Below are 26,819 nucleotides of genomic sequence, written 5' to 3' on the forward strand. Positions count from 1 at the left end.
GAAATGGCACAGGTTAAGATTAAATTAGTAAAAAGCGTAATAGACCGTCCAGAGCGGCAGAAGCGCACTGTCAAAGCATTAGGCTTAGGCAAATTAGGCAGTACTACGGAGAAGGAAAACACTCCTCAGATTGCCGGTATGATAGCTGCAGTGCAGCATTTGGTAGAAGTAACAGAAATCTAGGAATAGTCGACATGAATCTCAGCAATCTCAAACCAGCTACTGGAGCTACGCGCAACGAGAAGCGCATCGGTCGCGGTACGGGTTCTGGCCGTGGTGGGACTTCCACACGTGGTCATAAAGGTGCAAAGTCACGGTCAGGCTATTCTAAGAAGTCTGGCTTTGAGGGTGGTCAAATGCCTCTGCAACGCCGAGTACCTAAATTTGGCTTCAACAACATTAATCGTGTAGAATACAAGGGGATTAACCTTGATATTCTACAGACATTGGCAGAGAAAAATAGCTCTACTACAATGGATGCTACTTATTTTATAAGCCATGGTTTAGTGTCTAAGAACGCAAAAATCAAAGTTCTTGGTCGTGGTGAAATAACCCAAGCGCTTGAAGTACATGCTCATGCTTTTTCAAAGTCTGCAATTGAGGCTATTGAAAAAGTAGGGGGTAAAGCTGTGACGTTGTAAAGCCTGAAGGCAATGAACAAATTCATCACAACGATTAAGAACATTTTTGCTATTGAAGATCTGCGTATGCGGATCTTCAATACGCTATTCTTCATTGCCATTTATCGGCTAGGTTCTTACGTTGTGCTGCCCGGCGTTGATCCTACGAGGCTGAAGCAAGGTGCCCAAGGGTTATTCGGTATATTAGATACCCTATTAGGAGGCGCTTTTAGCCATGCTTCCATCTTTGCCTTGGGTATTATGCCCTATATCTCTGCTTCTATCGTGTTACAGCTTCTCACTATTGCTGTGCCGTATTTTCAGAAGTTGCAAAAAGAAGGTGAGTCTGGTCGCAAGAAGATAAACCAATATACTCGTATTCTGACCATACCAATTGTTATGGCTCAGTCTGTGGGGTTCATTGCAACTATTAACGCAGAGGCGATAATGAACCCTGGTACGTTGTTTACCATTTCTACAATGGTTATTCTTACTGCAGGTACATTATTCTGTATGTGGCTTGGAGAAAAGATTACTGACAAAGGTATTGGCAATGGTATCTCAATGATCATCATGATCGGTATCGTATCACGCCTACCTGGTGCCATAATTGGTGAGGCAGCTGCTAAAGGAATGCGTGGATCTTTAATCTTTTTGATTGAGATGGTAGTATTGTTCTTGGTAGTGATGGCCGTAATTGTTCTAACACAAGCAGTGCGCCGCATACCAGTTCAATATGCAAAGCAGGTTGGCGGTACTACACAACTCAATGCTCAACGGCAGTTTATTCCTTTAAAAGTGAATGCTGCGGGAGTAATGCCAATCATCTTTGCGCAATCTTTGATGTTTGTTCCTGCTATTGTTGCATCAATTTGGCAGAACGACAGCGATACCGCCAGTTACATAGGAGTAAAGTTTTCGGATTATACTTCTTGGCAATATAACTTGGTTTTCAGTATTCTAATCATTGTATTTACTTACTTCTACACGGCAATTAGCGTCAACCCTAATCAGATTGCCGACGATCTAAAACGTAGCGGAGGTTTTGTACCAGGAGTAAAGCCCGGACGTGACACATCGGAGCACATGGACGAAGTGTTGACTCGTATTACTTTACCAGGTGCTGTTGCTTTGGCATTGATTGCTATATTTCCGGCTTTAGCATTATTAGCAGGAGTCACTCGCCCTATGTCAGCTTTCTATGGTGGCACTTCCTTGATCATCATGGTCGGAGTAGTACTTGACACACTGAATCAAGTGGAAAGTTATCTACTGATGCGTCACTATGATGGTATGATGAAAACAGGTAAGCTTCGTGGCCGTGCACAGAACATTGCAATGGCTTCCTAAGACATGCTTGTTTACAAAACTGAAGAAGAGATAGAGTTAATGAGAGCTAGTGCGAAAGTGTTAGCTCAAGCTCATGGGGAAGTAGCCTCTATGATCAAGGAAGGAGTTACTACTCGCCAGCTTGATTTACGAGCAGAGGAATTTATCCGTGATCATGGAGGGCAACCTTCTTTCAAAGGTTATAATGGTTTTCCATTTAGCCTTTGCATTTCTCCTAACTCAGTAGTAGTACATGGTTTTCCTAGTAACTACGTTTTAAAAAGTGGTGATATCATTTCAGTGGATGCAGGTGTGCTGCTGAAAGGATACCATAGTGATAGTGCTTATACATACCCAGTAGGAGAAGTTGCACCAGAAATACTTGCTTTACTTGAATCCACCAAGCAATCTCTTTATTTAGGTATTGAAAAAGCAGTAGCCGGTAACCGTATAGGAGACGTTGGCTATGCTATTCAAAACTTCGTTGAGAAACGTGGTTACGGAGTAGTAAGGGAATTAGTAGGTCATGGTGTTGGTAAAGATCTTCATGAACAGCCACAGGTGCCTAATTATGGTAAGCGTGGTGCAGGTGTCAAGTTGCAGCCTGGCTTAGTTCTAGCAATTGAGCCGATGGTGAATCTTGGGACTAAAAATGTTGTTCAAGAAGCAGATGGTTGGACAATACGTACAAAAGATCGTAAGCCATCAGCTCATTTTGAGCATACAGTAGTCGTCAGAAAAGAAAAGGCGGAGATTCTTACCTCCTTCGAATACATAGAAAAAGCCTTACAGTAGCCTTATGGCCAAACAATCCTCCATTGAGCAGGACGGAGTAATTCTAGAAGCCCTCTCTAACGCGATGTTTCGAGTTGAGTTGGAAAATGGGCACCAACTGGTTGCTCATATTTCTGGGAAGATGCGGATGCACTACATCAAAATCCTGCCAGGAGACAAGGTGAAGCTTGAAATGTCGCCCTACGACTTGTCTAAGGGCAGAATTGTTTATCGTTACAAATAACCCGACGACATGAAAGTCAAAGCATCGGTTAAGAAGCGCAGCGTTGACTGTAAGGTGATCCGCCGCAAAGGTAAGCTTTACGTAATCAACAAAAAGAACCCACGCTATAAGCAGCGTCAAGGTTAACAGCACCATACTTTCTCAAAAAGCACATGGCTCGTATTGCAGGGGTAGATATCCCGGACAACAAACGCGGCGAAATCGCCCTTACGTACATTTTCGGTATCGGTCGTAGCTCGGCCCAGAAAATTCTAAATCAAGCTAGCGTTTCGTTAGATAAAAAGGTTAAGGATTGGACGGAAGCTGAAGCCGGTGAAATCCGTAGCATTATTGCCGCGGAACATAAAACGGAAGGTGTCCTGCGCTCCGAAGTGCAGCTCAACATCAAACGTTTGATGGACATCGGTTGCTATCGTGGCCTGCGTCACCGTAAGGGCTTGCCAGTTCGTGGTCAACGTACCAAGAACAACTCGCGTACCCGCAAAGGCAAACGGAAAACCGTTGCCAACAAGAAAAAAGCTACTAAATAAGTTGTAGCGGGAATCGAAGCCTACCTGAGTGCAATTACTTGGGTAGGCTTCAACACCTTCCGCATTTTTGCGATAACTAAATGGCACAGAAAAGAAAAGACAAAGCCAAAAAGCGCGTTGTCGTTGTTGAGCAAGTAGGACAAGTCCACATAAAGGCTTCCTTCAACAACATTATTATTTCTATTACCAATAACAATGGCCAAGTAATTTCTTGGGCGTCTGCTGGTAAAATGGGGTTCCGTGGTTCGAAAAAGAACACTCCCTACGCTGCTCAGATGGCAGCTACTGACTGCGGAAAGGTAGCTCATGATTTGGGTCTACGTAAAGCCGAAGTATTCGTGAAAGGTCCAGGGTCTGGTCGTGAATCAGCTATTCGGACACTCCAAAACGTGGGTATTGAGGTGACTACTATTCGCGACGTAACGCCGCTGCCCCACAATGGCTGCCGTCCTCCTAAGCGCCGTCGCGTTTGATCTATTGAACACACAACTTATTGCCCATTGTCAATGAGTTGTCTTCGGTGTTGGCAATTAGATGCTGCTATTGTATTAAGCATATCTAAGTTTTGCCGATACCTTCAGTTCATTCCTCTTAAAAATCAACATCCCCGAAATGGCACGTTATACTGGTCCAAAAACCAAGATTGCCCGTCGCTTCTCAGAGCCAATTTTTGGCCCGAGCAAAGCACTCAATAAAAAAAACTACCCTCCTGGCCAACATGGTCGTGGTCGTCGCAAGAAGCAGTCTGAGTATGCTATCCAGCTGATGGAGAAGCAGAAAGTAAAGTACTTGTACGGCATGCTGGAAAAGCAATTTGAGAACCTCTTCCATAAGGCGGCTACCATGCCTGGTATCACAGGTGAAAATCTGCTGTCTTTGTTAGAGTCGCGTCTCGACAACACCATCTATCGTTTAGGTGTTGCTCCAACTCGTCGTGCTGCTCGTCAATTAGTTTTGCACAAGCACATCACAGTGAATGGTGAAGTTGTGAATATTGCTTCTTACAAACTGCGTCCCGGTGATTTAGTGGGCGTACGCGAAAAATCAAAATCACTAGAAGCTATCACTACTAGCCTGAGTGCTCGTAATGCTCGTGCATTCTCTTGGTTAGAGTGGGATGGCAAAGAGATGGTAGGCAAGTTCCTCAATGCTCCTGCCCGCGATCTAATTCCTGAGAAGATTCAGGAGCAGTTAATCGTCGAGCTTTACTCGAAGTAATCATTTGGCCTAGGTCTGATTCGCCTAGGCTACTTCGATTTTTTTCCTGTTTATATTTTTAAAGCCCCATTTATGTCAATCTTAGCTTTTCAAATGCCGGAGAAGGTTGTGATGGAGAAATCCGACGACTTCTACGGAACGTTTGAATTCAAACCGCTGGAGAAAGGCTACGGCGTCACGATCGGCAACGCACTGCGCCGCATCCTGCTGTCGTCGCTGGAGGGCTACGCTATTACGTCGGTTCGCACCCCTAGCGTACTGCACGAGTTCATGACTATCGAAGGAGTGATCGAGGACATGTCCGAAATCATTCTGAACCTTAAGCAAATTCGTTTTAAGAAAGCGAGTGATGCTATTGAGGATAAAATCACGGTTCGTATCAAAGGTCAGGACACGTTCACGGGTGGTGATATCAACAAATTTACCAATGGGTTTCAAGTTCTAAATCCAGATTTGGTTATTTGCCATGTTGATCCAAGCGTAGAGCTAGAGTTTGAATTTACTATTCAGAAGGGTCGCGGTTACGTACCAGCTGAAGAGAACAAGCCTTCCGATCAAGTATTTGGTCAGATTGCTATTGATGCTATTTTCACGCCGATTAAGAATGTGAAGTATAGTATTGAGAATACTCGTGTTGAGCAGAAGACTGACTACGAACGTCTACTAGTAGAAATTCAAACGGATGGTTCGATTCATCCAGAGGATGCCCTGAAAGGTGCTGCTAATATTCTGATCCAGCATTTCATGTTGTTCTCAGACAACACCATGACTTTCGAAACAGCGAAAGCTGAAGAGGAAGAGACGGTTGATGAAGAAACGCTGCACATGCGTAAAGTCCTGAAGACGCCACTGGCTGACATGGACTTATCTGTACGCGCCTACAATTGCTTGAAGGCTGCCGACATCAAAACGCTCGGCGACTTGGTGCAGTTGGACATGAGCGATATGATGAAGTTCCGAAACTTTGGTAAAAAGTCGCTTACTGAGCTTGAGAATTTGGTAGAAGAAAAGGGTCTAAACTTCGGTATGGACCTAAGCAAATACCGTCTCGACGAGGACTAATCTTTTTAAATGTGCTGATTAGCTCTTGTGCTAGTGCTGCAAAGCATATAGCACATCACCTAATCAGCACATTCATTTTGTACCTACTTATACATCAATACACCCTAGGGATGGCAGTTCTAATGAGGTGATCACTACAGAGATCATCCGCCGTGGTTGCCATTCGCAAGTGTATACATTTTGCAAACTGCATAACAAACAATGAGACACGGTAAAACCATTAACCATCTAGGTCGCACAGCTGCGCACCGCAATGCTATGTTGTCGAACATGGCTTCTTCTCTGATTCTGCACAAGCGTTTAACTACTACGGTAGCTAAAGCAAAAGCTCTGCGTAAGTTTGTTGAGCCCCTGCTGACCAAGTCGAAGAGTGATACTACTCACTCTCGTCGTACTATCTTCGCTACATTGCAGAACAAAGAGTCTATCAAGGAGTTATTCGATGCAGTAGCAACTAAAATTGCTAACCGCCCTGGTGGCTACACTCGCATCTTGAAGTTTAGCGACAACCGTTTGGGTGACAATGCTGAGATGTGCATCATCGAGTTGGTAGACTACAACGAAACTCTGTTGGAAGCTAAAACTGCTGGTGAAGCTAAAACCACTACTCGTCGTTCGCGTCGTGGTGGTAAGAAAGCAACTGATGAGACGGTAGCTACTGGTGAGACTGTTGCTCCTGCCGCTGTAGTGGAGACTAGTGCCCCTGAAGATACCCCAACCACTACGGTTGAAGAGGGTCAAACTCGGGATGAAGCAAAAGCTGCTGACGAAGAAGCTGCTTCTTAGTACTGGTTATAGATAACAAAAAGGGACGTGCTGTAAAGCGCGTCCCTTTTTGTTTGTAGATATCAGTACATTATCTGCAACACATTAGCCCTGTTAATTGAATTGCTTACCTTGGCGCCCGGAAAAACCTAACCAAGTATCTTCTTCCTTCTCAAGCTAGGCTAGGGCAAAACACCATTTTTCACCTCCATTTTCTCTCACCATGAGCATTATCTCAGCCATTCACGCCCGCCAGATTTTTGATTCGCGTGGCAATCCGACCGTTGAAGTGGATGTAACCACCGAAACCGGAGTGGTAGGCAGGGCCGCTGTGCCATCGGGTGCTTCTACTGGCAAGCACGAAGCCGTAGAACTTCGCGATGATGATAAGTCCAAGTACATGGGCAAAGGCGTGCTGAAGGCCGTCGAAAATGTAAATAGCAAGATTGCAGAAGAGCTAGTGGGCTTCTCGGTATACGAACAAGCACTGCTCGACAAGATCATGCTGGAGCTAGACGGTACGCCAAACAAAGGTAACCTGGGTGCTAATGCTATTTTGGGTGTTTCGTTGGCTGCTTCTCGTGCAGCAGCACAAGATGCTGGTATGCCCTTGTACCGGTACGTGGGTGGGGTAGGTGCTACTACGCTACCTGTGCCAATGATGAACATCCTGAATGGTGGTAGCCATGCGGATAACTCCATCGACTTCCAGGAGTTCATGATCATGCCTGTGGGAGCTAGCTCTTTCTCAGAAGCATTGCGTTGGGGCACTGAGATCTTTCATCACTTGAAGAATGTGTTGAAGAAGCAAGGTTTTAGCACCAACGTAGGAGACGAAGGTGGTTTCGCGCCTAACATTAAGTCGAACGAGGATGCTATCAAGATCGTGTTGCAAGCCATCGAAACGGCTGGCTATAAGCCAGGCGACGACGTGATGATTGCGATGGATGCTGCTACCTCGGAGTTTTACGAAGACGGGCATTACCACTTCAAAAAGAGCACTGGTGACAAGCTGACTTCTGCGGAGATGGTGGCTTACTGGACCGATTGGACCAAGAAGTATCCTATCATCAGCATTGAGGATGGTATGGATGAGGATGACTGGAGCGGCTGGAAGCAGCTGACCGATAGCATCGGCTCGACAACGCAACTAGTAGGTGACGACTTGTTTGTGACCAACGTAACCCGCTTGCAGCGTGGCATTGATGAGAAGATTGCCAATGCCATCTTGATCAAGGTAAACCAAATTGGTACCCTAACGGAGACCATTGATGCGGTGAACCTAGGTCGTCGGAATGGTTACAAGAGCATTATGTCGCACCGCTCGGGCGAAACCGAAGACAACACCATCGCTGACTTAGCGGTAGCATTAAACACAGGACAAATCAAAACTGGGTCGGCTTCGCGCTCCGACCGCATGGCCAAGTACAACCAACTGTTGCGTATTGAAGAGGAGCTAGGTGAGATTGCCTACTTCCCTGGCAAGAAGATGTAGTTTTCGCGCTAGCGCAAGCAAATTGATACGGCTGATTCCAATTCGTTGGAGTCAGCCGTATTTGTATATTTGAAGTGCTATGGAGATTAACGCCTTGTTTCAGCGGGTACCGCGCTTTTTTCGCAGCTTCTATTTTGTGGCAGGCCTTGGCTTCCTAATCTGGATGTTCGTGTTTGATGCCAATGACTTTGTGAAGCAATATGAGATGTACTCGAAGTGGCGCGAGCTTCAAACTGAGCGGGATTATTACCTAAAGAACATCGAATCGGTAAAGAAAGACCGCGCAGAGCTATTGAGTAGCCCAGAGCTGTTGGAAAAGTTTGCCCGTGAGAAGTACATCATGAAACGGCCTGGGGAAGATGTTTTCGTGCTCGTGCCACAGGAAGACAAATAGCGCTCAGCTGAGCAAGTAGTACCGGCAAGCCGGCCTTGAAAAGGTACTTTGCGTATTGGAGGCATGTCAAAACCCTTTTGTTTTTCTTCTTGGCGCTCCGTTCAGCAGCTAGGTTTGCTATGTAGTTTGAGTCTGTGCGTGCTGTTGCAACCTAGCATTACAGCTGCAAAAAGTACCAGACCCTCGCAGGTACAGGTGGCACGACAGTTTTTGCTCGCGATACTACAGCGGCAGTATAAGCAAGCTTATCAACTACTGACACCTGAGGTAAGCGCTGCTATTACGCTGCAACAGTTTGAGGCAGCCGCGCAACCCTTACTTGAGCAAAGCCAACGTCATGGGCCTGCGATTGACTTATACAAGCTAGGTATGCGCATCAGCGATGGTCCGGTGACACGCTACTTCTATACCTTTTCCTTTAAGAGCGATACGTTGCAGTCAAAGCCTAGGGTGCTGCTCGATGTTAGCTTTCGTGATTCGACGGCAACGCGGGTACTGAGCTTCGGCCTCATACCAGCGCCGCAACGCAAGGTGAAGTAAGTATCACTACTAAAAAGCCCTAGGCTGGGAAGAAGGAGCACACGACTCCTTCTTCCCAGCCTAGGGCTTTTTAGTAGTGATACTTACATAAAGCGCCTCACGCTATTCTATCTTTTTGCCCGTCATGGCTTGTTTGATGGAGATATTCATCACGCGTTCGGCGAAGGGGCTTGTAAGGGCTTCTAGCTCATCCACGGCCTTGAGGATGGTGTCCTTGTCGTTGGTGGTGAGAGCCTCTTTTAGTTTCTGCGTTTGCGCAGTCGTCTCGGCAATTTCCTCCTGCGTGAGATGCTCTGCGTTCTTTGTGAGGAAACGCTCTACCTGATAGATCATCTGTTCGGCTACGGTGCGGGCTTCAATGACCATACGGGCGGCTACGTCTTCGCGAGCGTGGGTGAGCGAGTCCATGAGCATCTGCTCCACTTGCTCGTCGGTGAGGCCGTATTGTGGCTTAATCTCGACGGCTTGGCGAGTGTTGGAGCGTAGCTCAATGGCTTCGACTTTCAAAATACCGTCGGCGTTCAGAATGAAGTTCACATCAACCTTGGGCAAACCAGCGGGCATAGCCGGAATACCACGTAGGTCAAACTCGGCTAGCTTCCGGTTTTCCTTTACTAAGTCTCGCTCGCCTTGGTACACCGCGATTTTTAGGTTTACCTGCCCATCGACGGACGTAGTGTACTGGCGGCCCGCTTTGGTCGGAATCTTCGAGTTGCGCGGAATAATGGGGTCCATAAGGCCACCTAGGGTTTCGATGCCTAGGGTCAGAGGCGTTACGTCGAGCAGCAGTACGTCGCGGCGGTTGCCGGCCAAGATGTCGGCTTGAATAGCGGCGCCTAGGGCTACTACTTCGTCGGGGTTGAGCGAATTGTTAGCGGGCTGCTGGAAGAACTCCGATACGGTGTCGTAAACCAGCGGCACGCGGGTAGAGCCGCCTACAAGCAGCACGGCGTCGAGGTCCTTAGGGCCTAGTTTCGCATCGCCCAGCGCTTGGCGGCACGAGTCGATGGTACGCTGCACTAGCGGCTGAATAAGACTGTTGAACTTGGCTTTGGTAAGCGGTAGACGCAGGCCGGCAAATTGTGCCTCAAACTCATCGTGCTGGCTTAGGTGTTTTTTAGCCTGTTCGGCTAGCAAGCGCAGCTCTTGTTGGGCCGATGAGTTGTTGTACAGCACCGTGGCCAGTTGGTAATCGAACGTCCAATAATCGATTATGGCGCGGTCGAGGTCGTCGCCTCCTAGGTACGTGTCCCCGTTGGTGCTTAGCACCTCAAAAATTCCCTGCTGAATACGCAGAATGCTAATGTCGAAAGTGCCACCACCTAGGTCGTACACGGCGACGGTTTTTTCCTCCTCGGGCGAAAGACCAATGCCATACGCCAGAGCCGCAGCTGTGGGCTCATTCACAATGCGCAGCACTTCGAGGCCCGCCAGGCGGCCAGCGTCGCGCGTAGCTTGGCGCTGCGAGTCATTGAAGTACGCGGGTACGGTGATGACGGCGCGGTTGACGGGCGTTTTGAGCGCGTGCTCGGCGCGGGCGCGCAGTTCCTTCAGAATCTCCGCCGACAAGTCGATGGGTGAGTAGAACCGGTCGCCTACCCGGATCTTAACCAGCCCTTCGGAGTTATCATCAATGATCTTGTAGCCGAAGTTCCCCGCGTGCTCGCCTACGTCGCGGTACGATTTGCCGAGCAGACGCTTTACCGAGTAAATCGTGTTTTGCGGTTCGGTAAGTAAGTATTCCTTGGCTTCGTTGCCAACGATCGGCTCAGCGTCATTGGCGGGGAAGTGAACGACGGAAGGCACGATGGTACCGCGACCCTGGTCGTTGATGGCAATGGGTTGCCGGTTTTCGGGGTGGATGTAGGCGACCAAACTGTTGGTGGTACCTAGGTCAATCCCGACGATGATTTCTTCTTGTTGTATGCTCCCGGTCGAGAGGTTGATTGCGACTTTGGCCATGCGTGTAAGAGAGGACGCGCCGTGGCGCGTGGGGTGAACAGAACAGCTTAGCGAGCTAGGCTAGTACTTAAACTGTTTCGGGCCGCAAAAGTAGCGAAGAAATGCCGGCGGGTAGGATTTCGTGCGCTAATGCCTAGGCCCAGCCAACTGCCCAAATGGTGAGAGGACCGCCTTGAGGGTGAGCGTGAAAGCAGAACCTAGCCACTTAGCAAGGAATTAATTTTCGCTTAAGATGGTTGTATTACCGAACGCCATCAAGAAAGTATAGCTACTTGATGGCTTTTTTCGTATTAGAGAGATACATGGTTTCCCGAGCACTGGGAGGCCTTTTCCAATAAACCGAAACCAATCAGTGAAGATGGAAAAGCCAAATGTAGTGCGTCGTCAGCGAGTTAAGCGTCGTGCCCGTCGGATGATGCGCCGCGTGTTGCCGTTCGTTGCTTCCTTATTTATGGCCACGCCCCTTGCCTCGTCTATTAATAAGTCGATGGCCGGAGGGGTACGTACGGAAGCGAATTCTGTATCCGCTAAGCAGATGCAGGTTGCGTTCTACGAGCAAGATCTTCAGAACCTGTACCACGCCCTGAACGTGGAGCAACAAGGCTTGCACTACGATGTGTTTGAGAAAGCCATGACGGGCTACCTCAATCTGAAGCAGGACAACAAGCTAGGTGACAAGCAGCTGCTAACCGTTGTGGATTTTAGTTTGCCTTCTACTGAGAAGCGCTTGTGGGTGCTAGACCTAGCCAACAAACAGGTGTTGTTTCACACGCTCGTGGCACACGGTCACAACTCAGGCGAAAATGTGGCAACGAACTTCTCCAATGAGAACGAGTCAAACATGAGCAGCCTCGGTTTTTACGTGACCGATAGCGAGTACATGGGCAAGCACGGCCGTTCGCTCAAACTCAATGGTCTAGACCTAGGTTACAACGACAACGCGCTTATGCGCTCCGTGGTGATGCACGGCGCTGATTACGTGAGCGAGGACTTTATTCGCCAGAATGGCCGGCTAGGTCGTAGCCTCGGCTGCCCTGCCTTGCCAATGGACCAGTACGCGCAGATTATTGACACGGTAAACGGCGGCACTTGCTTGTTTATCAATGGGCAAAGCCCCACGTACTCTTCAAACTACCTAAATACGGAAGTGGCAATGGCTGCTTACCTAGGTGGTACTCAGTCGATCTAATAACTATTCTTTCTATACAAGAAAAGCCTGCTGACATTGTCGGCAGGCTTTTTTGCGTTTGTAGGCCGCGATGGGACTTACAGCGTGAGGCCGAATTTTTGGCCAACAGTTTCCAAATCTTTCACAACCGGGTCGAGCAGCGGAATGCCTTCAATTAGCCGAGTAGCCGATATCTCGCGTTCTGGGTCGCCAGGGATGAGCACCTGCTTGCCTTCAACAGCGCGGGCGTTGCGGAAGGTAGAAATCCAGTTATCCATGTGCGCTTTGAACTCTGCGGCCGGCCGGAAGGCATCGATACGCATGGCGCCGAAGAAGTGCCCGATACCTTGGCCTATGGGGTCGGCGGGCGGTTGCAGGAACGCTACGAAGGGTGGCACCCACGGCCCATAGTTGGCCCCCGAAAGCACCGCCGAGAAAATATCCACGATGCTGCCGAGGCAATACCCTTTGTGCGAACCAGTTTCGCCGCCGAGTGGGAGCAGGGCACCGCCTTCTTTTAGCTCATTCGGGTTAGTAGAGCCTTGGCCGTTCTTGTCTTGAATCCAGCCATCGGGGGCAGGCAACTGCTTGCGCTGTAGGATTTCGAGCTTGCCGTTGGCCGCTGTTGTCGTGGCAAAGTCAGCAACGAAGTCGGGCTGCTCACCGGCGGGCACCGCCACGGCGATGGGGTTAGTACCTAGGAGCCGGTCGAGCGAGTAGGTAGGCGCCACCAGGGGGCTAGCATTGGTCATGGCCATGCCGATCATGTCATGCGCCAGCGCTTTCATGGCGTGGTAGCCTGCGATGCCGAAGTGGTTGGAGTTCTTGACCGACACCCAGCCCGTGCCCGCTACGCGTGCTTTCTCAAGGGCTACATTCATGGCTTTGGGCGCCACTACCAGCCCTAGGCCCCCATCGCCATCGACTACGGCCGTGCTCGGCGTCTCATATACCACGCCCACGCGTGGTGTTGGGTTGATGCGGCCTGCTTCCCACAAGCGCACGTAGCCGATCAAGCGTGCCACGCCGTGCGAATCGATGCCGCGCAAGTCGGCCGCTAGCAGCGACTCCGTAGCTAGGGTAGCATCATCGTCCGGGCAGCCGATGCTTTTGAATACCGACTCGGTGAAGGTGAAAAGCTGGTTATAAGGGAAAATCACGGGCAGAGTTAATAAGTTGAATTGACCTTAACTGAATAGCGCTCATGGGCTGGCGTAAATAGTCGCTCTGTTGGGCTACTCGCTAGAATACCGGTCCTGCCTTTAGCTTCGGCAGACAACTGCAAGGATACCGGTCAAACTAGGAGTACCTCCAACCAAGAGTAGCTAGCGCTTTAGCATTTCGGATAGCAAACCTTCTTTGAGTGCGTAAGCCGAAGCGCGGATACGTGTGAAACCGTATGTCTTGAGTACGAAGTCAACCAGCACGCAGGCAACTACAATCATGTCGGCGCGCAATGAGGTCATACCAGGCAGGGCCAAGCGGCCGGCGCGGTCAAGAGTAAGCAGTTGGTTGTAACTCTCGTAGAAGCTGTCGGAGCTGATTTCGGTTTCGGGTGGCAAAGCACTATCCGACCGGTTTACGCCCCCGCGAGCCGCTTGCAGATCACCTAGGGTATCGAAGCTGCCCGAAGCACCCACCAAGTCTACGGGTTGGTAGTGCTGCACGGCGGAGGTCAGCGGAGCTAGCGTTGAGGCTAGGTAAGCCTGTTCAGCGCCGACCTCTTCAGTCGTGATCGGGTCGTGGTGCATGAATAAGTCCAGCAGCCGTTGTGCCCCAATCTCAAAGCTTTGCTTCCAGAAGATCGTCTCGCCGTTGGCGATGATAAATTCCACACTGCCGCCGCCGATATCCATGAGCAAGTGCGGCTGCTGACCTAGCTGTACTGCTTGCCGTACGCCCTGGCAGATCAGCTCAGCTTCCCGGTCGCCGGGAATGACGTCGACCTTGATGCCGGTTTGCTCAAAAATGTCCTCTACCAGCTCAGTACCGTTGCGGGCGCTACGCACGGCGCTGGTAGCCGTGGCTCGTACTTCGGTGACTTGGTGCAGCTCAATATCTTCCTGAAACGCGGTGAGCGTATGAAGTGCCCGGGCATAAGGCGCCGGTGCAATTTCCCCGTTGCTGATCCCTCCTTCGCCTAGGCGCACACCTACCTTCGTCTGGAGTAGCGTCGTCGGCTTGGCGCCCTGCGCTTCGGGTAGCTCCACAATCAGCAAGTGAAAAGTGTTCGTGCCCATGTCTATGAGCGCTAGGCGTTGGTGTTTGGGGATAGTCATACGTGAATACGTTTATCATCAAAGATGCTTTCCGCACATGCTGCCGCAACACGGAAGCTGGAAAGCTAGGTTACGCAATAGTTGTTAGCATCAACTGCTGAAGCGGCAAAAAGTCCCGAGAGGAAGTTTGCGTTGTGCCTGGTCGTGCAAGTAAATCTCCCCGATTTCACGTACGCCTTGAATAGGAGGGAAGATGTTGTTGATGAGGTTATCCAGAATTAGCGCCGAGAAGCCCAGCGAGTATAAATTGATAAGGAAGAAGTGGTCTGTAGGGTCGAGGAGTTGGTGGCAGAGCTTGAGCAATTCATTCAACTCATCTTCCAGTTGCCATTTCTCGCCATTCGGGCCACGCCCATAAGCGGGCGGATCCAAGATGAGCCCCTGGTACTTGCTGCCTCGCTTCACTTCGCGGCGCACGTATTTCATGGCATCTTCCACGAGCCAACGCACCCCGTCGAGGTTCGACGCCTCCATGTTGTCGCGGGCCCAGAAGTTCACTTGTTTTACCGAGTCGAGGTGGGTCACGTCGGCGCCGGCGGCACGGGCTGCTAGGGTCGCGGCACCGGTGTAGGCAAACAGGTTCAACACGCGTGGCACAGTGGCTCGGCGCTTTTTCGTTTGCTCGAAAATGAAGCGCCAGTTAGGGTCTTGCTCCGGGAAGAGCCCCACGTGCTTGAACGCCGACAACCCGAGGCGGAAGCGCAAGCGCAAGTCGCCCTGGTCGTAGTTGATCACCCATTGCTCGGGCATGCCAGCTTTGAGCTGCCATTGGCCGCGCTCAGTGCTGCCTTTTTCGCGGCGGAACGTGGCATTGGCGCGCTGCCATTCGCTGGCGGGCAAGTGCGGGTCCCAAATTGCCTGGGGCTCGGGCCGGGCTAGCACGTAGCGGCCAAAGCGCTCTAGTTTTTCAAAGTTGCCAGCGTCGATCAATTCATAATCGGGCCAGGTGCCGGTGGTCAGGAAGGAATACATAACTTTCGGTAAAGCCGCTCAGGCGGGAGGGCAAAGGTAGTCTGTTGCCCGGTATCCGTTAAGCGCTGAGCAGGTGCAGCCCACAGGTTATGACTGAAATAGAACGTTTGCTCGATCAATTTCGCCGCGCGTACAACGGCGACTCGTGGGCGGGACCTTCGCTCACCGCTACGCTGCAGGGCGTTACGGCGGCGCAAGCCGCGTCGCACCCTTTAGCGGGCGCGCACAGCATCTGGGAGATCATTCTGCATCTCGAAACGTGGATCAGGACGGTATACCGACGGATCGAGCAAAACAAGCTTCTTGGGCCAACGGACGCGGAGAATTGGCCTAGCCTGCCAGAAGCAACCGATGAAGGGGCGTGGCAGCAAGCGCAAGCTCGGCTCGGGCAGGCCCACGAGCAGCTATTAGCGCGTATTAGTCACCTGCGCGATGCTGATTTGAGCCGAGAGTTAGAGCCAGTTCCAGACTATCCGGCCGGCACGCCAGGCCCGTACTACGTGTTGCTGCACGGGCTGGTGCAACACCATCTATATCATACCGGCCAAATTGCGCTGCTGCGAAAAGCATTTGCCTGAAAAATATGTTGAAGACCTAGGTGCCATTGCTAGGCCACGGCTGCCGATCTTTGTCTACCATTTGCCATTATGACTACGCTACACTTCCACAAATACCAGGGCACCGGCAACGACTTCGTGATGATCGACGACCGCGCCCGGCAGTTCGACATCACCGATTATAAACTCGTGCGCCATCTCTGCGACCGACGCATGGGCATTGGAGCCGATGGTCTGATCCTGCTCCGCCAGCACGCCGACTACGACTTCGAAATGGTGTACTTCAACGCCGATGGGCACCTAGGGTCGATGTGCGGCAACGGCGGCCGCTGCACCGTGGCCTTCGCCAAGCAACTGCACGTTATCCAAAACCAAGCGCGCTTCCTCGCCGCCGATGGGCCTCACGAAGCGCGCGTTGATGCCGACGGCACCGTGCACCTGCGCATGCAGAACGTAACAGGGCAGCAAGTAGTAGAAGAGCACGGCATTTTCCTGGATACGGGCTCGCCGCACATTGTGCAGTTTTTATCACCCAATACGCTAGCTGAGCTCAACGTTTTTGCCGAAGGCCAACAAGTACGCTATAGCGAGTATTTCCGGGAAAAAGGCACTAACGTCAACTTTGTAGAAGCGCCTGCCACGGCTGGGCAGCCCTGGCAAGTGCGCACCTATGAGCGCGGCGTGGAGGACGAAACACTTTCCTGCGGCACCGGCGTAACGGCCGTTGCGCTGGCGGCTTCCCGCCAAGGCGCTACTAGCCCTGTGCACTTGCGCACCCGCGGCGGCGACTTACGCGTGTCGTTCGAGGCGCAGCCCGATGGCTCCTTTACCCACGTTTATTTAAGCGGACCTGCTACCTGGGTGTTCGAGGGAAATATACCATGCTAGTGTGCCTGTAAAAGTAGCACAACCTCCTAGGAGCTAGCTCTGCCAATAGCTTCCAGCCCCAGCACCAAGCCCCCGACAATGCCTATGTAACGTTGTCGGGGGCTTGCCTTTTTTGCTGCTTATCCTACGGGGAAGTATTAGACCTAACCAATGAGTCCGCAGTAGTCTATTTCGTTCTTTCCCTATGAATATGTTAGTAGAACGGTTATAAAGCGCTTAATATAATTATATAAAAAGAGAGTAAAAACGAGTTGAATGCAAGCTGTGTAAGCAGTAATACTATTTTGCGAAAAGTTATTTTATCGCTATTTGTTGTTTTATTCCAATACAAAGTGGTACATTGGAGGGAGTTAAGCTACTGACGGATTTCGCTAGCAGTCATCTATCCTCTCTGTAGCTTCTGTGTAGTTGTGTCAGGAGGGTACTTGTATTGGTGTTCATGAGGTCTGAAGAAGAGCAGGTCTGCTCTTCCTAGGTAGCACACGCGTTACTGGCTTATGGCTGCTGCCTATCAGCACACGATTTACGCTTATACATGCTTCAATCTGCAACCGTGCTGCTACGAGCACTGGAAGATTCTGACCTAGAGTTCTTGTACGCGCTGGAAAATGACCCAGCTATTTGGTCCGTTTCCGATACGCTTGCGCCTATTTCTCGCTACACGCTACGGCAGTACCTAGCTAATTCGACCGCTGATTTTCATGAAGTTCGTCAGCTGCGGCTTATCATTTGTTCCGCAGATAATAGCCAGCCCGTAGGCGTAATTGACCTGTTCAACTTTGAGCCATTGCACCAGCGGGCAGGAGTTGGCATCACCGTACTAGCTGCCGAGCGCCGTCGTGGCTATGCGCAGGCCGCACTAGGCTTGTTATTGGAATACGCAGGTCAGCATTTGCGCCTGCATCAGCTCCATTGCACGATTTCGGCCGATAACCAAGCTAGCTTGCTCCTGTTCCAGGCCGCCGGTTTTCGGGAGGTTGGAGTACGCTACGAGTGGCTCCGCACGGCTTCCGGTTGGGAAGATGCCATTGAAATGCAACATATTATTAAAATTTAATTAAAGTTCAGCTTGCCATTAATGGTGAAGTCAATCAAGTACTTAGAAGAGATGCCTTATACATAGTGTTGAGCTTGTGTAAGATGGTGGCTTCCAACATGCCTGCTACTAGTATCCTTTTTCCTGGTCTTCCGTATAGATAAACACTGCGGGATTAGGCACCTGTACCGAACAGTATTACCAGTCCTTCTTTCTACTTTCCAGCTTCTTTGATATGCCGCTCCCGACCTCGGCGGAGGCGCCACCACGTGCTGCCTCTCCAATGACCCAAAACACTCATTCCGCTCCTTCCACCACTTCCGCCGCCCCTATTGCCGATTCCTACTCTTTATCTGACCTAGTGTGCTTTGCGCACCTACACTGGGACTTTGTGTGGCAACGTCCACAACACTTATTATCACGATTTGCTCAAAAGGGCCGTGTTTTTTATATAGAAGAAGCCTTTATCCACCCCGACCAAGTAGAGCCACACTTGGAAATAAAAGATCGGCAAAACGGTCTGAAAGTAGTGGTGGCGCACTTACCCACTGGCTTAGACGAGGCTAGCTCCAATCAAATTCAGCAAAATCTGCTGAAGCAATACTTCGCCGACAACGCCATCAAGCAGTACATCTTTTGGTACTACACACCGATGGCGCTGGATAAATCGAGGGACTTTACGCCAGCCCTAACCGTGTATGATTGCATGGATGAGCTGGCCAACTTCAAGTTTGCGCCGCCCCGCCTGCGTCAACTGGAACAAGAGTTATTTGAGCGGGCTAATTTGGTTTTCACGGGCGGACAAAGCTTGTACGAAGCCAAAAGCAAGCAGCATACTGATGCGCATGCTTTCCCGAGCAGCATCGACAAAGACCACTTCGGTCTGGCTCGCACCGAAATGCTCGATCCACAGGATCAAGCGTCCATTCCACACCCACGCATCGGCTTCTACGGAGTAGTAGATGAGCGACTGGACATCGAATTGCTCGGCCAATTGGGCGCGGCTCACCCCGAGTGGCAGTTCGTGATCATCGGACCCATCGTAAAGATTGACCAGAATACGCTGCCACGCACCGCCAACATCCACTACCTAGGTAGCAAAGATTACAAAGAGCTGCCAACGTATATCCATGGCTGGGACGTAGCAACGTTGCTCTTCGCTGACAACGAAAGCACGAAGTTTATCTCGCCCACCAAAACCCCCGAATACTTAGCCGGTGGTAAACCAGTAGTTAGCACCCCAATCCGCGACGTAGTACGCCCGTATGGTGAGTTAAATCTCGTCCAGATCGCTGCTAACGCCGAGGACTTCGCCAAAGCCATCGAAATTGCGTTAAAGCAAAAAGATGATGCTGACTGGCAGCGCCGGACCGACGAATACCTAGGTACTATCTCCTGGGACTTGACCTGGGAAGCCATGGTAAACCTGATGCAGCAAAAACTGGCTGCCAAAAACACTGGCTCGAACGGAGCTAGCTAATAACCCAATCTGACTAGGCCGTTCATTACTGGCCCCAACCCACAATCTCAACTACCAAGACCCAGTTAAGCTATGTTCGACTATCTCATCGTCGGGGCCGGTTTCGCCGGAAGCGTGTTAGCCGAGCGGCTAGCAACCCGTTCCAACAAAAAAGTACTCATCGTAGACAAGCGTAGCCACATTGCTGGCAATGCATACGATCACTACAACGAGGAAGGCATCTTGGTGCACAAATATGGTCCTCATATCTTCCATACCAACTCCAAGGACGTATTTGAGTACCTGTCCAACTTCACTGATTGGCGCCCTTACGAGCACCGCGTGCTTGCTTCGGTAGATGGCCAGTTGGTGCCGATGCCTATCAACCTCGACACGATCAATAAGCTGTACGGTTTAAACCTGAATAGCTTTGAGGTAGAGCAATTCCTGGAGTCGCAAGCTGAAGAGGTACCCGTAATCCGTACGTCGGAGGACGTAGTAGTAAGTAAAGTTGGCCGACAGCTATACGAGAAATTTTTCCGCAACTACACTCGTAAGCAGTGGGGCCTCGACCCGTCGGAGCTAGATAAGTCGGTAACGTCGCGTGTGCCTACTCGCACCAACCGCGATGACCGCTACTTCACCGACACGTATCAGGCGATGCCCTTGCACGGCTACACCCGCATGTTCGAGCGGATGTTAGAGCACCCCAACATCAGCATCATGCTGAACACGGATTACCACGATATCATTGATTTCATTCCCTTCAAGGAAATGATCTTCACGGGTCCGGTAGACGAGTATTTCGACTTCAAGTTTGGAAAACTGCCTTACCGCTCGTTGGAGTTTAAGCATGAAACGCTGAACACGGAGAATGCCTTAGCGGCTGCGGTAGTAAACTACCCGAACGATAACCTGTACACCCGCATCACGGAGTTCAAAGCCTTAACCGGCCAAAAGCACCCCAAGACGAGCCTCGTGTACGAGTATCCGAAAGCTGAAGGCGACCCATATTATCCAGTGCCGCAGCCGCAGAACGCGGAGTTGTACAGCAAATACAAGAAGCTAGCTGACGAAACGCCAGGTGTGCACTTCGTAGGTCGTTTGGCTACCTACCGGTACTACAACATGGACCAAGTAGTAGCTCAAGCGCTAACGCTGTACAAGAAGCTGACCGAGAAAACGGAAGAAGCTACTACCAAGCTTCCCCCTATCACGGGTTCAACTTCGATCATCGACAAGATTGTGAAGCGGGCGCCCTCGAAAGAGTAATCCCCCTTTAGTATAAAAGCTGACTACAACTAGTCGGCAGCAGGATAGCTGTCATCCTGAGCATGCGCAGAACCCCTTCACCCTAGTGGCGGTTACCCGCCTAGGCCTGAAATCAGGTTCCTGGCGCGGCTCAGGATGACAGTCCTGTTTTCTAGCAGTACGAACTCAACGCTAGTAAGAAGTAGAGTTCGTTTAAAGGCAACAAGGATGGAACCAGTAGAAGTATGGGGCGGCGTGGAATGCACCATTCGGCGAATAAGGGAAGGATATTCCGACCAACTCGTCAGTAGCGGCCACCGCACCCGAATTGAAGACTTGGATCTATTTGCGGAGCTAGGTATTCGTAAGCTACGTTACCCGATCCTGTGGGAGCAAGTCGCTCCTGAAAGTCTCGACACACCTGATTGGACGTGGACTGATGAGCGCATGGCGCGTCTCCGCGAGCTAGGCATCGACCCCGTTATTACCCTGCTGCACCACGGAAGTGGGCCGCGCTACACAGCCCTAGACCAAGATAGCTTCGTACCAGGCCTAGCTCGCTTTGCGGGTATGGTAGCCGAGCGGTATCCGTGGCTCACGCACTATACCCCCGTCAACGAACCACTCACTACGGCCCGTTTCAGTGGCTTGTATGGCATCTGGTATCCGCACGGAACCGACGATCATACTTTTGTCCGGATTCAGCTAAACCACATCCGCGGCACCCGAGAGGCAATGAAAGCCATCCGGCAAGTGAACCCAGCGGCAAAGCTGGTACAAACGGAAGACCTAGGCAAAACGCACAGCACGCCCAACCTAGCCTACCAAGCGGAGTTTGAAAACAATCGGCGCTGGTTAACCTATGATATGCTCTGCGGCTACCTCGACGGCAACCATGCGATGTGGGGCTACCTGCGCGACAATGGGGCCTCCGAGCAAGAGCTGATGGACCTCGTACACGACCCACTGCCGCCCGATATCCTTGGCATCAACCATTACGTGACAAGTGAGCGGTTTCTCGACGAGAATCATCAGTATTTTGAGCACCACCGGCGCGTACATGGCGGTGAGCGCCCAGATTTTGCTGATGTAGAAGCAGTGCGCGTGCGCCCAATTCAGCTACTCGGCTATTATGGCTTGTTGAAAGAAGCCTGGGAGCGGTATCACTTACCCATTGCTGTCACCGAAGTGCACCTCGATTGTACCCGCGAAGAACAAATGCGTTGGGTACAGTACGCGTGGGATGCGGCTACTAGGTTGAAAGAAGAGGGCGTGGATATGCGCGCCATCACCATTTGGTCCTTACTCGGCGCTTACGATTGGAATTCGCTCCTGACGGAGGAGGGGGCATTCTACGAAAGTGGCGTATTCGATTTGCGCGGCGGCAGGCCTAGGTCTACCGCCTTGTTCAAAATGATCAAGGGCCTCGCGACCGAAGGCCACTACCATCATCCACTGCTGCAATCGAAGGGCTGGTGGGAGCGAGACGACCGTTTCCGCTACCACCACCATTGTTCTGCCTCCAAGACCTCCTAAGCTATGAAGATACTTGACCAAAATGACCTAGCTGCCAGCCCTACGCAACCCCCTGTGCAGCCGCTGCTCATCACGGGTGCACACGGTACGTTGGGCCGCGCCTTTCAGCGCATCTGCGCCATGCGCGGCATCGAGACAGTGGCATTGAGCCGAGCCGAGCTAGATATTTCCGATCCTATTTCGGTAGAAGCAGCATTTGCGCGCTACAATCCGTGGGCCGTTGTGAATACCGCCGGCTACGTGCACGTCGACGAGGCAGAAAAAAGCGCTGAGCGGTGCTACCGCGAAAACACGACTGGGCCCGCTATCTTGGCGGCGGCGTGTGCTTACCGCGATGTACACTTCCTCACATTCTCGTCAGACCTCGTATTCAACGGGAATAAGTCGGTAGCGTATGTGGAGAGCGATATGCCTAGTCCCCTCAACGTGTATGGCAACAGCAAGCGCCTAGCCGAGCGCGATGTACTGGCCTGTATGCCGCGTGCCTTGGTCGTGCGTACTAGCGCATTCTTCAGCCCTTGGGACGAACATAATTTTGTGTACCACGCGCTGCGTGCCGTCCATAACAACCAAATTTTTGAAGCGGCCGACGATGTACTCATTTCGCCCACGTATGTGCCCGATTTGGTGAATACCGCCCTCGACTTGCTTATTGATGAAGAACAGGGCGTGTGGCACCTAGCCAACCAAGGCGCCTATACTTGGGCCGAGCTAGCCCGCCTAGCTGCCGATATGGCTAGCTTAGATACATCACTGGTGGTGCCGCGTGCCATGCGTGCTTTCGGCTTGCCGGCTACTCGACCCCGCTATAGTGTGCTAGGTAGCAAACAAGGCAATTTATTACCTGCTAGCGAAGAGCGTCTCTCCCGCTGCGTTTCGGAGGTTATCACCGCCATGCGAAGTGCCTCAGAAGAGCTGCTGGCCGTTGCTTCGTAGCACTCGGCTCTGCCGCTCAGGCCTGCGGTCTTCTCCATTTTCGGCAGAGCCTGCGGCTAACCTCCCTAGAATCATACACAAAGCCATAACCTAGGCTTAGTGAGCCTGCCAAGTTTTCCTACTTTGAAACCCTGCATACTTCTTGAAGGAGCAGGGTTTCTTCGTTCTGGGAACCAAGGAACACCGCGGGCGGGTTTTTCCTAAAAACGCCGTAAATTTGAGGTGCGCCCCGGCGTTTCAGCTAAAATACACTAGCATGCTTGATTTTATAGGGAAGACCGTCGCCAAGATTTTCGGCTCGAAAGCGGACCGGGACTTGAAGGAGATTATCCCGTACGTGTCACTTGTCAATGCCGAATATGCCAAACTGGCATCTATCTCTGATGATGAGCTACGCCAGCGCACCGAAGAGGTGCGCGGCCGCATTGATGCCCATCTAAAGGGAATTGATGATCAGATTGCCGGGCTGCACCAGCGTATCGCCGATGAATCTAGCCTGGATGCTACCCAGAAGGAGGCTATCTTCGATCAGATTGATGCGCTGGAAAAACAGCGTAACAAGGATTTGGAGGTAGTGCTGCTTCAGGTGCTGCCGCAGGCTTTCGCCATCGTGAAAGAAACGTCACGCCGCTACAAAGAGAACGGCCAATTGGTGGTTACGGCCACCGACTTCGACCGGGATATTGCGCGTCGCAAGAGCAACGTTACCATCAGCGGCGACAAAGCTACTTGGTCGAACAAGTGGACGGCTGCGGGCGCCGAAATCACCTGGGACATGGTGCACTACGACGTACAAATCATTGGGGGCGTAGTATTGCACCAAGGTAAAATTGCGGAAATGGCCACGGGTGAGGGCAAAACTCTCGTTTCGACGTTGCCTGCTTTCCTAAATGCGTTGGCTAAACGTGGTGTTCACCTAGTAACCGTGAACGACTACCTCGCCAAGCGTGACTCGGAGTGGAATGCGCCGCTGTTCGAATTCCACGGCATTACCGTGGATTGCATCGACAAGCACCAGCCCAACACCGATGCACGCCGTCAGGCCTACCTAGCCGATATTACCTACGGCACCAACAACGAGTTTGGCTTCGACTACCTGCGCGACAACATGGCGCGCGACCCCGAAGAACTCGTGCAGCGCAAGCACCACTACGCCATGGTCGACGAAGTGGACTCGGTGCTGATTGACGATGCCCGGACCCCGCTGATCATTAGTGGCCCCGTACCGCGCGGCGATGTGCACGAGTTTTACCAGTTGAAGCCTCGCATTCAGATGCTGGTGGACGCGCAAAAGAAGCTTATCCAAGATTACTTGGTGCAAGCGCGTAAGCTTATCAAAGACGGCAAAGACGGCTACAAAGAAGGGGAAGGCGGCCTAGCGCTGTTCCGCGCTTATCGTGGCCTGCCGAAGAGCAAGCCGCTCATCAAGTTCTTGTCGGAAACCGGCATTCGCGCCGTATTGCAGAAAACGGAAAACCATTACCTGCAAGACAACTCGCGCCAGATGCCCGAGGCTGATATGCCGTTGTTCTTCACCATCGACGAGAAGAACAACCAAATCGAGCTGACCGAAAAAGGTATTGACCTCATCACGGCTCAGGGCGAAGATCCGCACCTGTTCATCATGCCCGATATCGGGTCGGAAATCGCCAACATCGAGAAGTCGAAAGACCTAGGTGACGAAGAGAAAGTGCACGAGAAAGACCGCCTGATGCACGAATATCAGGAGAAGTCGGAGCGCGTACACACCGTGAACCAGCTGCTGAAGGCTTACACGCTATTTGAGCGCGACCAAGAATACATCCTGACCGAAGACGGCAAGGTGAAAATCGTGGACGAGCAGACGGGCCGTGTGATGGAAGGCCGCCGCTACTCCGATGGTCTGCACCAGGCTATTGAAGCCAAGGAAAACGTGCGCGTCGAAGATGCCACGCAAACCTACGCCACGGTGACCTTGCAGAATTACTTCCGCATGTACCACAAGCTAGCCGGTATGACCGGTACGGCCGAAACGGAAGCAGGCGAGTTCTGGGAAATCTATAAGCTCGACGTGGTAGTTATCCCGACGAACCGTCAGATTTCGCGCAAAGACGAGCACGACAAAGTCTACAAGACCGTTCGTGAAAAGTACAACGCCGTAGCCGAGGAAATCCAGACGCTGGTGCAAGCTGGCCGCCCGGTGCTCGTCGGTACTACGTCGGTGGAAATTTCGGAGCTGGTAAGTCGCATGCTGAAGCTGCGCGGCATTAAGCACCAAGTGCTAAACGCCAAGCAAAACCAGCGTGAGGCCGAGATTGTAGCGGCTGCGGGCTTCCCCGGCACCGTGACCATTGCCACCAACATGGCCGGTCGTGGTACCGACATCAAGCTGCGCGAGACCTCGCGTGACTCGGGTGGCCTAGCTATTATCGGCACTGAGCGCCACGAAAGCCGCCGCGTCGACCGCCAGCTGCGGGGTCGTGCCGGCCGTCAGGGCGACCCAGGTTCATCGCAGTTTTTCGTGAGCTTGGAAGATAACCTGATGCGTTTGTTTGGCTCCGACCGCATTGCCAAGCTGATGGACCGCATGGGTCTAGAAGAAGGCGAAGTGATTCAGCACTCCATGATTACGAGCAGCATCGAGCGCGCTCAAAAGAAAGTGGAGGAAAACAACTTCGGCACGCGGAAGCGCCTGCTGGAGTACGACGATGTGATGAACGCCCAGCGCGAAGTAGTCTACAAGCGTCGGCGCAACGCCTTGTTCGGGGAGCGTCTGGAGCTGGACATCTGGAACATGATCTACGACGTGTGCGAAGACATCGTGGTAGGCCACAAGATTTCCAACGATTACGAAGACTTCAAGCTAGCTATCATCCGCGTGTTCGGCTACGATACGCACCTGACGCAGCAAGACTTCAGCGCCGTACAAGCGCCGCAGCTCACGCAGCGCCTGTACGATGAAGCCCTAGGATATTACCACAGCAAGAATGAATTCATTGCCGGCAACACCCTGCCGCTGGTGAACGACCTGCTGGGGCAGAATGCACCGTACGAGAACATTGCCGTGCCGTTCACAGATGGACGCAAGCAACTGCAAGTAGTAGCAAACTTGCGTCGTATGCAGGAAAGCCAAGGCCACGAAGTGATTCGTGGCATGGAGAAAGTGGTAGTGCTATCGGTTATCGACCAGGCCTGGACCCAGCACTTGCGCCAGATGGACGATCTGAAGCAAGTAGTGCAGAACGCCGTGTATGAGCAGAAAGACCCGCTGTTGGTGTACAAGTTTGAGTCGTTTGAGCTGTTCAAGCAGATGATCGGCAAAGTGAACGAAGAAACAGTTTCGTTCCTGTTCCGCGCCGACGTGCCGGTGCAACAAGGCGCCCAAGGTTACGACGAGCCTGAGTTCTTCCTAGAAGATGAGCTGCCGACGCAGCCTTCGCCAAAGTTGAAAGCGCGTAAGGAAGTTTCTTCGGTTTCGCTCGGAGCAGGCCCCGAAGACATGGGACCAGAAGATGCGCCTGCCCTCGAAAAGCAGCAGCCCGCACGTGCTCAGAAAATTGCAAATCGTAATGAAAAGGTGAGCGTGCAATATATGGACGGCCGTATCGTTCGTGACGTGAAATACAAAACAGTAGAAGACGACCTCGTCAACAACCGGTGTGTGCTCCTTGATTAAAAAGAATTGAGCATATTAGCTTGATAATTAATGGCAGGCGGTTATCCGTCTGCCATTAATTGTTTTTTGGCTATATTCGTTATGCTCTTTTCAAAGCTAGCGTGAGGTTGGGTTGTTTATTGTCTTTCTGCGCGCCAGCTAACCACATA

The 26,819-nt window shown here is 51.6% G+C and carries 27 protein-coding genes; 23 read left to right on the forward strand and 4 right to left on the reverse strand.

The features are described from left to right. Positions 1 to 3: 3 nt before the first annotated feature. The 14 genes from rpmD to BXP70_RS04130 all read left to right on the forward strand — a co-directional run bounded on the left by rpmD (position 4) and on the right by BXP70_RS04130 (position 8,971). Positions 4 to 183, forward strand: a complete 180-nt coding sequence (rpmD, locus tag BXP70_RS04065) for a 50S ribosomal protein L30 (RefSeq protein WP_086592753.1) — start codon at positions 4 to 6, stop codon at positions 181 to 183. 11 nt (positions 184 to 194) lie between these two features. Next, on the forward strand, positions 195 to 641 hold the full coding sequence (gene rplO / locus BXP70_RS04070; protein ID WP_086592754.1) for a 50S ribosomal protein L15: 447 nt from the start codon (positions 195 to 197) through the stop codon (positions 639 to 641). Between the two features lie 12 nt (positions 642 to 653). Continuing rightward, complete coding sequence (gene secY, locus BXP70_RS04075) at positions 654 to 1,970, forward strand: preprotein translocase subunit SecY (protein WP_086592755.1); 1,317 nt, start codon at positions 654 to 656, stop codon at positions 1,968 to 1,970. A 3-nt stretch (positions 1,971 to 1,973) separates the two neighbouring features. Beyond that, a complete protein-coding gene (gene map / locus BXP70_RS04080) occupies positions 1,974 to 2,744 on the forward strand; it encodes a type I methionyl aminopeptidase (protein ID WP_086592756.1) in 771 nt (256 codons plus the stop codon). Between the two features lie 4 nt (positions 2,745 to 2,748). Next, positions 2,749 to 2,967, forward strand: coding sequence for a translation initiation factor IF-1 (gene infA / locus BXP70_RS04085; protein WP_086592757.1), 219 nt, complete (start codon positions 2,749 to 2,751; stop codon positions 2,965 to 2,967). A 9-nt stretch (positions 2,968 to 2,976) separates the two neighbouring features. Continuing rightward, entirely contained in the window at positions 2,977 to 3,093 is a 117-nt protein-coding gene (rpmJ, locus tag BXP70_RS04090; RefSeq protein ID WP_071890035.1) for a 50S ribosomal protein L36, read from the forward strand. A gap of 26 nt (positions 3,094 to 3,119) precedes the next feature. Next, positions 3,120 to 3,497 carry a 30S ribosomal protein S13 gene (gene rpsM / locus BXP70_RS04095; RefSeq protein WP_086592758.1) on the forward strand — a complete coding sequence of 126 codons (378 nt, stop codon included), beginning with the start codon at positions 3,120 to 3,122 and terminating at the stop codon, positions 3,495 to 3,497. 80 nt (positions 3,498 to 3,577) lie between these two features. Then, positions 3,578 to 3,970: a 30S ribosomal protein S11 gene (rpsK, locus tag BXP70_RS04100; protein ID WP_086592759.1), complete on the forward strand. Its 393-nt coding sequence runs from the start codon at positions 3,578 to 3,580 to the stop codon at positions 3,968 to 3,970. Positions 3,971 to 4,109: 139 nt separating this feature from the next. Next, the gene (gene rpsD, locus BXP70_RS04105; protein WP_086592760.1) at positions 4,110 to 4,715 is read left to right on the forward strand and encodes a 30S ribosomal protein S4; all 606 of its coding nucleotides are present in this window, start codon (positions 4,110 to 4,112) and stop codon (positions 4,713 to 4,715) included. 72 nt (positions 4,716 to 4,787) lie between these two features. After that, the gene (locus BXP70_RS04110) at positions 4,788 to 5,777 is read left to right on the forward strand and encodes a DNA-directed RNA polymerase subunit alpha (protein ID WP_086592761.1); all 990 of its coding nucleotides are present in this window, start codon (positions 4,788 to 4,790) and stop codon (positions 5,775 to 5,777) included. Positions 5,778 to 5,978: 201 nt separating this feature from the next. After that, a complete protein-coding gene (rplQ, locus tag BXP70_RS04115; protein ID WP_086592762.1) occupies positions 5,979 to 6,563 on the forward strand; it encodes a 50S ribosomal protein L17 in 585 nt (194 codons plus the stop codon). Positions 6,564 to 6,765: 202 nt separating this feature from the next. Next, positions 6,766 to 8,037 (forward strand): phosphopyruvate hydratase, encoded by a 1,272-nt coding sequence (gene eno, locus BXP70_RS04120; RefSeq protein ID WP_086592763.1) that lies wholly within the window; start codon positions 6,766 to 6,768, stop codon positions 8,035 to 8,037. 79 nt (positions 8,038 to 8,116) lie between these two features. Then, positions 8,117 to 8,431: an FtsB family cell division protein gene (locus BXP70_RS04125; RefSeq protein ID WP_086592764.1), complete on the forward strand. Its 315-nt coding sequence runs from the start codon at positions 8,117 to 8,119 to the stop codon at positions 8,429 to 8,431. A 210-nt stretch (positions 8,432 to 8,641) separates the two neighbouring features. Then, a complete protein-coding gene (locus BXP70_RS04130; RefSeq protein WP_086592765.1) occupies positions 8,642 to 8,971 on the forward strand; it encodes a hypothetical protein in 330 nt (109 codons plus the stop codon). 102 nt (positions 8,972 to 9,073) lie between these two features. Here the strand turns inward: BXP70_RS04130 and hscA are convergent, their stop codons facing one another. Continuing rightward, positions 9,074 to 10,933 (reverse strand): Fe-S protein assembly chaperone HscA, encoded by a 1,860-nt coding sequence (gene hscA, locus BXP70_RS04135; RefSeq protein WP_086592766.1) that lies wholly within the window; start codon positions 10,931 to 10,933, stop codon positions 9,074 to 9,076. A 358-nt stretch (positions 10,934 to 11,291) separates the two neighbouring features. Between hscA and BXP70_RS04140 the strand changes: the two genes are divergently transcribed. Next, on the forward strand, positions 11,292 to 12,122 hold the full coding sequence (locus BXP70_RS04140; RefSeq protein WP_086592767.1) for a murein L,D-transpeptidase catalytic domain family protein: 831 nt from the start codon (positions 11,292 to 11,294) through the stop codon (positions 12,120 to 12,122). Between the two features lie 77 nt (positions 12,123 to 12,199). On the opposite strand, the gene BXP70_RS04145 is transcribed toward BXP70_RS04140, so the two are convergent. The 3 genes from BXP70_RS04145 to BXP70_RS04155 form a co-directional block, all read right to left on the reverse strand. Then, complete coding sequence (locus tag BXP70_RS04145) at positions 12,200 to 13,258, reverse strand: Ldh family oxidoreductase (protein WP_086593176.1); 1,059 nt, start codon at positions 13,256 to 13,258, stop codon at positions 12,200 to 12,202. A 168-nt stretch (positions 13,259 to 13,426) separates the two neighbouring features. Then, the gene (locus BXP70_RS04150) at positions 13,427 to 14,380 is read right to left on the reverse strand and encodes a Ppx/GppA phosphatase family protein (protein ID WP_086592768.1); all 954 of its coding nucleotides are present in this window, start codon (positions 14,378 to 14,380) and stop codon (positions 13,427 to 13,429) included. Positions 14,381 to 14,470: 90 nt separating this feature from the next. Beyond that, on the reverse strand, positions 14,471 to 15,352 hold the full coding sequence (locus tag BXP70_RS04155) for a class I SAM-dependent methyltransferase (RefSeq protein ID WP_086592769.1): 882 nt from the start codon (positions 15,350 to 15,352) through the stop codon (positions 14,471 to 14,473). Between the two features lie 89 nt (positions 15,353 to 15,441). Here BXP70_RS04155 and BXP70_RS04160 point away from each other — a divergent pair, with 89 nt between their 5' ends. From BXP70_RS04160 to secA, 8 genes are all read left to right on the forward strand, one after another. Then, the gene (locus BXP70_RS04160) at positions 15,442 to 15,930 is read left to right on the forward strand and encodes a DinB family protein (protein WP_086592770.1); all 489 of its coding nucleotides are present in this window, start codon (positions 15,442 to 15,444) and stop codon (positions 15,928 to 15,930) included. Positions 15,931 to 15,999: 69 nt separating this feature from the next. After that, entirely contained in the window at positions 16,000 to 16,797 is a 798-nt protein-coding gene (gene dapF / locus BXP70_RS04165) for a diaminopimelate epimerase (protein WP_179197580.1), read from the forward strand. Positions 16,798 to 17,332: 535 nt separating this feature from the next. Then, entirely contained in the window at positions 17,333 to 17,854 is a 522-nt protein-coding gene (locus tag BXP70_RS04170) for a GNAT family N-acetyltransferase (protein WP_086592772.1), read from the forward strand. A 214-nt stretch (positions 17,855 to 18,068) separates the two neighbouring features. Further along, positions 18,069 to 19,313, forward strand: a complete 1,245-nt coding sequence (locus tag BXP70_RS04175; protein WP_218779740.1) for a glycosyltransferase family 1 protein — start codon at positions 18,069 to 18,071, stop codon at positions 19,311 to 19,313. A gap of 72 nt (positions 19,314 to 19,385) precedes the next feature. Then, positions 19,386 to 20,564 (forward strand): UDP-galactopyranose mutase, encoded by a 1,179-nt coding sequence (gene glf / locus BXP70_RS04180; RefSeq protein ID WP_086592774.1) that lies wholly within the window; start codon positions 19,386 to 19,388, stop codon positions 20,562 to 20,564. Positions 20,565 to 20,771: 207 nt separating this feature from the next. Continuing rightward, on the forward strand, positions 20,772 to 22,079 hold the full coding sequence (locus BXP70_RS30500) for a family 1 glycosylhydrolase (RefSeq protein WP_245849486.1): 1,308 nt from the start codon (positions 20,772 to 20,774) through the stop codon (positions 22,077 to 22,079). A gap of 3 nt (positions 22,080 to 22,082) precedes the next feature. After that, positions 22,083 to 23,015, forward strand: a complete 933-nt coding sequence (locus BXP70_RS30505; RefSeq protein WP_245849488.1) for an SDR family oxidoreductase — start codon at positions 22,083 to 22,085, stop codon at positions 23,013 to 23,015. A gap of 256 nt (positions 23,016 to 23,271) precedes the next feature. Beyond that, a complete protein-coding gene (gene secA / locus BXP70_RS04190; protein ID WP_086592775.1) occupies positions 23,272 to 26,670 on the forward strand; it encodes a preprotein translocase subunit SecA in 3,399 nt (1,132 codons plus the stop codon). Positions 26,671 to 26,819 lie beyond the last annotated feature (149 nt).

The sequence above is a fragment of the Hymenobacter crusticola genome, assembly GCF_002154225.1.
Lineage (GTDB): Bacteria > Bacteroidota > Bacteroidia > Cytophagales > Hymenobacteraceae > Hymenobacter > Hymenobacter crusticola.

Coding starts and splice junctions, on each gene's coding strand:
- rpmD (WP_086592753.1), top strand. CDS start 4: ATGGCACAGGTTAAGATTAAATTAGTAAAAAGCGTAATAGACCGTCCA.
- rplO (WP_086592754.1), top strand. CDS start 195: ATGAATCTCAGCAATCTCAAACCAGCTACTGGAGCTACGCGCAACGAG.
- secY (WP_086592755.1), top strand. CDS start 654: ATGAACAAATTCATCACAACGATTAAGAACATTTTTGCTATTGAAGAT.
- map (WP_086592756.1), top strand. CDS start 1,974: ATGCTTGTTTACAAAACTGAAGAAGAGATAGAGTTAATGAGAGCTAGT.
- infA (WP_086592757.1), top strand. CDS start 2,749: ATGGCCAAACAATCCTCCATTGAGCAGGACGGAGTAATTCTAGAAGCC.
- rpmJ (WP_071890035.1), top strand. CDS start 2,977: ATGAAAGTCAAAGCATCGGTTAAGAAGCGCAGCGTTGACTGTAAGGTG.
- rpsM (WP_086592758.1), top strand. CDS start 3,120: ATGGCTCGTATTGCAGGGGTAGATATCCCGGACAACAAACGCGGCGAA.
- rpsK (WP_086592759.1), top strand. CDS start 3,578: ATGGCACAGAAAAGAAAAGACAAAGCCAAAAAGCGCGTTGTCGTTGTT.
- rpsD (WP_086592760.1), top strand. CDS start 4,110: ATGGCACGTTATACTGGTCCAAAAACCAAGATTGCCCGTCGCTTCTCA.
- BXP70_RS04110 (WP_086592761.1), top strand. CDS start 4,788: ATGTCAATCTTAGCTTTTCAAATGCCGGAGAAGGTTGTGATGGAGAAA.
- rplQ (WP_086592762.1), top strand. CDS start 5,979: ATGAGACACGGTAAAACCATTAACCATCTAGGTCGCACAGCTGCGCAC.
- eno (WP_086592763.1), top strand. CDS start 6,766: ATGAGCATTATCTCAGCCATTCACGCCCGCCAGATTTTTGATTCGCGT.
- BXP70_RS04125 (WP_086592764.1), top strand. CDS start 8,117: ATGGAGATTAACGCCTTGTTTCAGCGGGTACCGCGCTTTTTTCGCAGC.
- hscA (WP_086592766.1), bottom strand. CDS start 10,933: ATGGCCAAAGTCGCAATCAACCTCTCGACCGGGAGCATACAACAAGAA.
- BXP70_RS04140 (WP_086592767.1), top strand. CDS start 11,292: ATGGAAAAGCCAAATGTAGTGCGTCGTCAGCGAGTTAAGCGTCGTGCC.
- BXP70_RS04150 (WP_086592768.1), bottom strand. CDS start 14,380: ATGACTATCCCCAAACACCAACGCCTAGCGCTCATAGACATGGGCACG.
- BXP70_RS04155 (WP_086592769.1), bottom strand. CDS start 15,352: ATGTATTCCTTCCTGACCACCGGCACCTGGCCCGATTATGAATTGATC.
- BXP70_RS04160 (WP_086592770.1), top strand. CDS start 15,442: ATGACTGAAATAGAACGTTTGCTCGATCAATTTCGCCGCGCGTACAAC.
- dapF (WP_179197580.1), top strand. CDS start 16,000: ATGACTACGCTACACTTCCACAAATACCAGGGCACCGGCAACGACTTC.
- BXP70_RS04170 (WP_086592772.1), top strand. CDS start 17,333: ATGCTTCAATCTGCAACCGTGCTGCTACGAGCACTGGAAGATTCTGAC.
- BXP70_RS04175 (WP_218779740.1), top strand. CDS start 18,069: ATGCCGCTCCCGACCTCGGCGGAGGCGCCACCACGTGCTGCCTCTCCA.
- glf (WP_086592774.1), top strand. CDS start 19,386: ATGTTCGACTATCTCATCGTCGGGGCCGGTTTCGCCGGAAGCGTGTTA.
- BXP70_RS30500 (WP_245849486.1), top strand. CDS start 20,772: ATGGAACCAGTAGAAGTATGGGGCGGCGTGGAATGCACCATTCGGCGA.
- BXP70_RS30505 (WP_245849488.1), top strand. CDS start 22,083: ATGAAGATACTTGACCAAAATGACCTAGCTGCCAGCCCTACGCAACCC.
- secA (WP_086592775.1), top strand. CDS start 23,272: ATGCTTGATTTTATAGGGAAGACCGTCGCCAAGATTTTCGGCTCGAAA.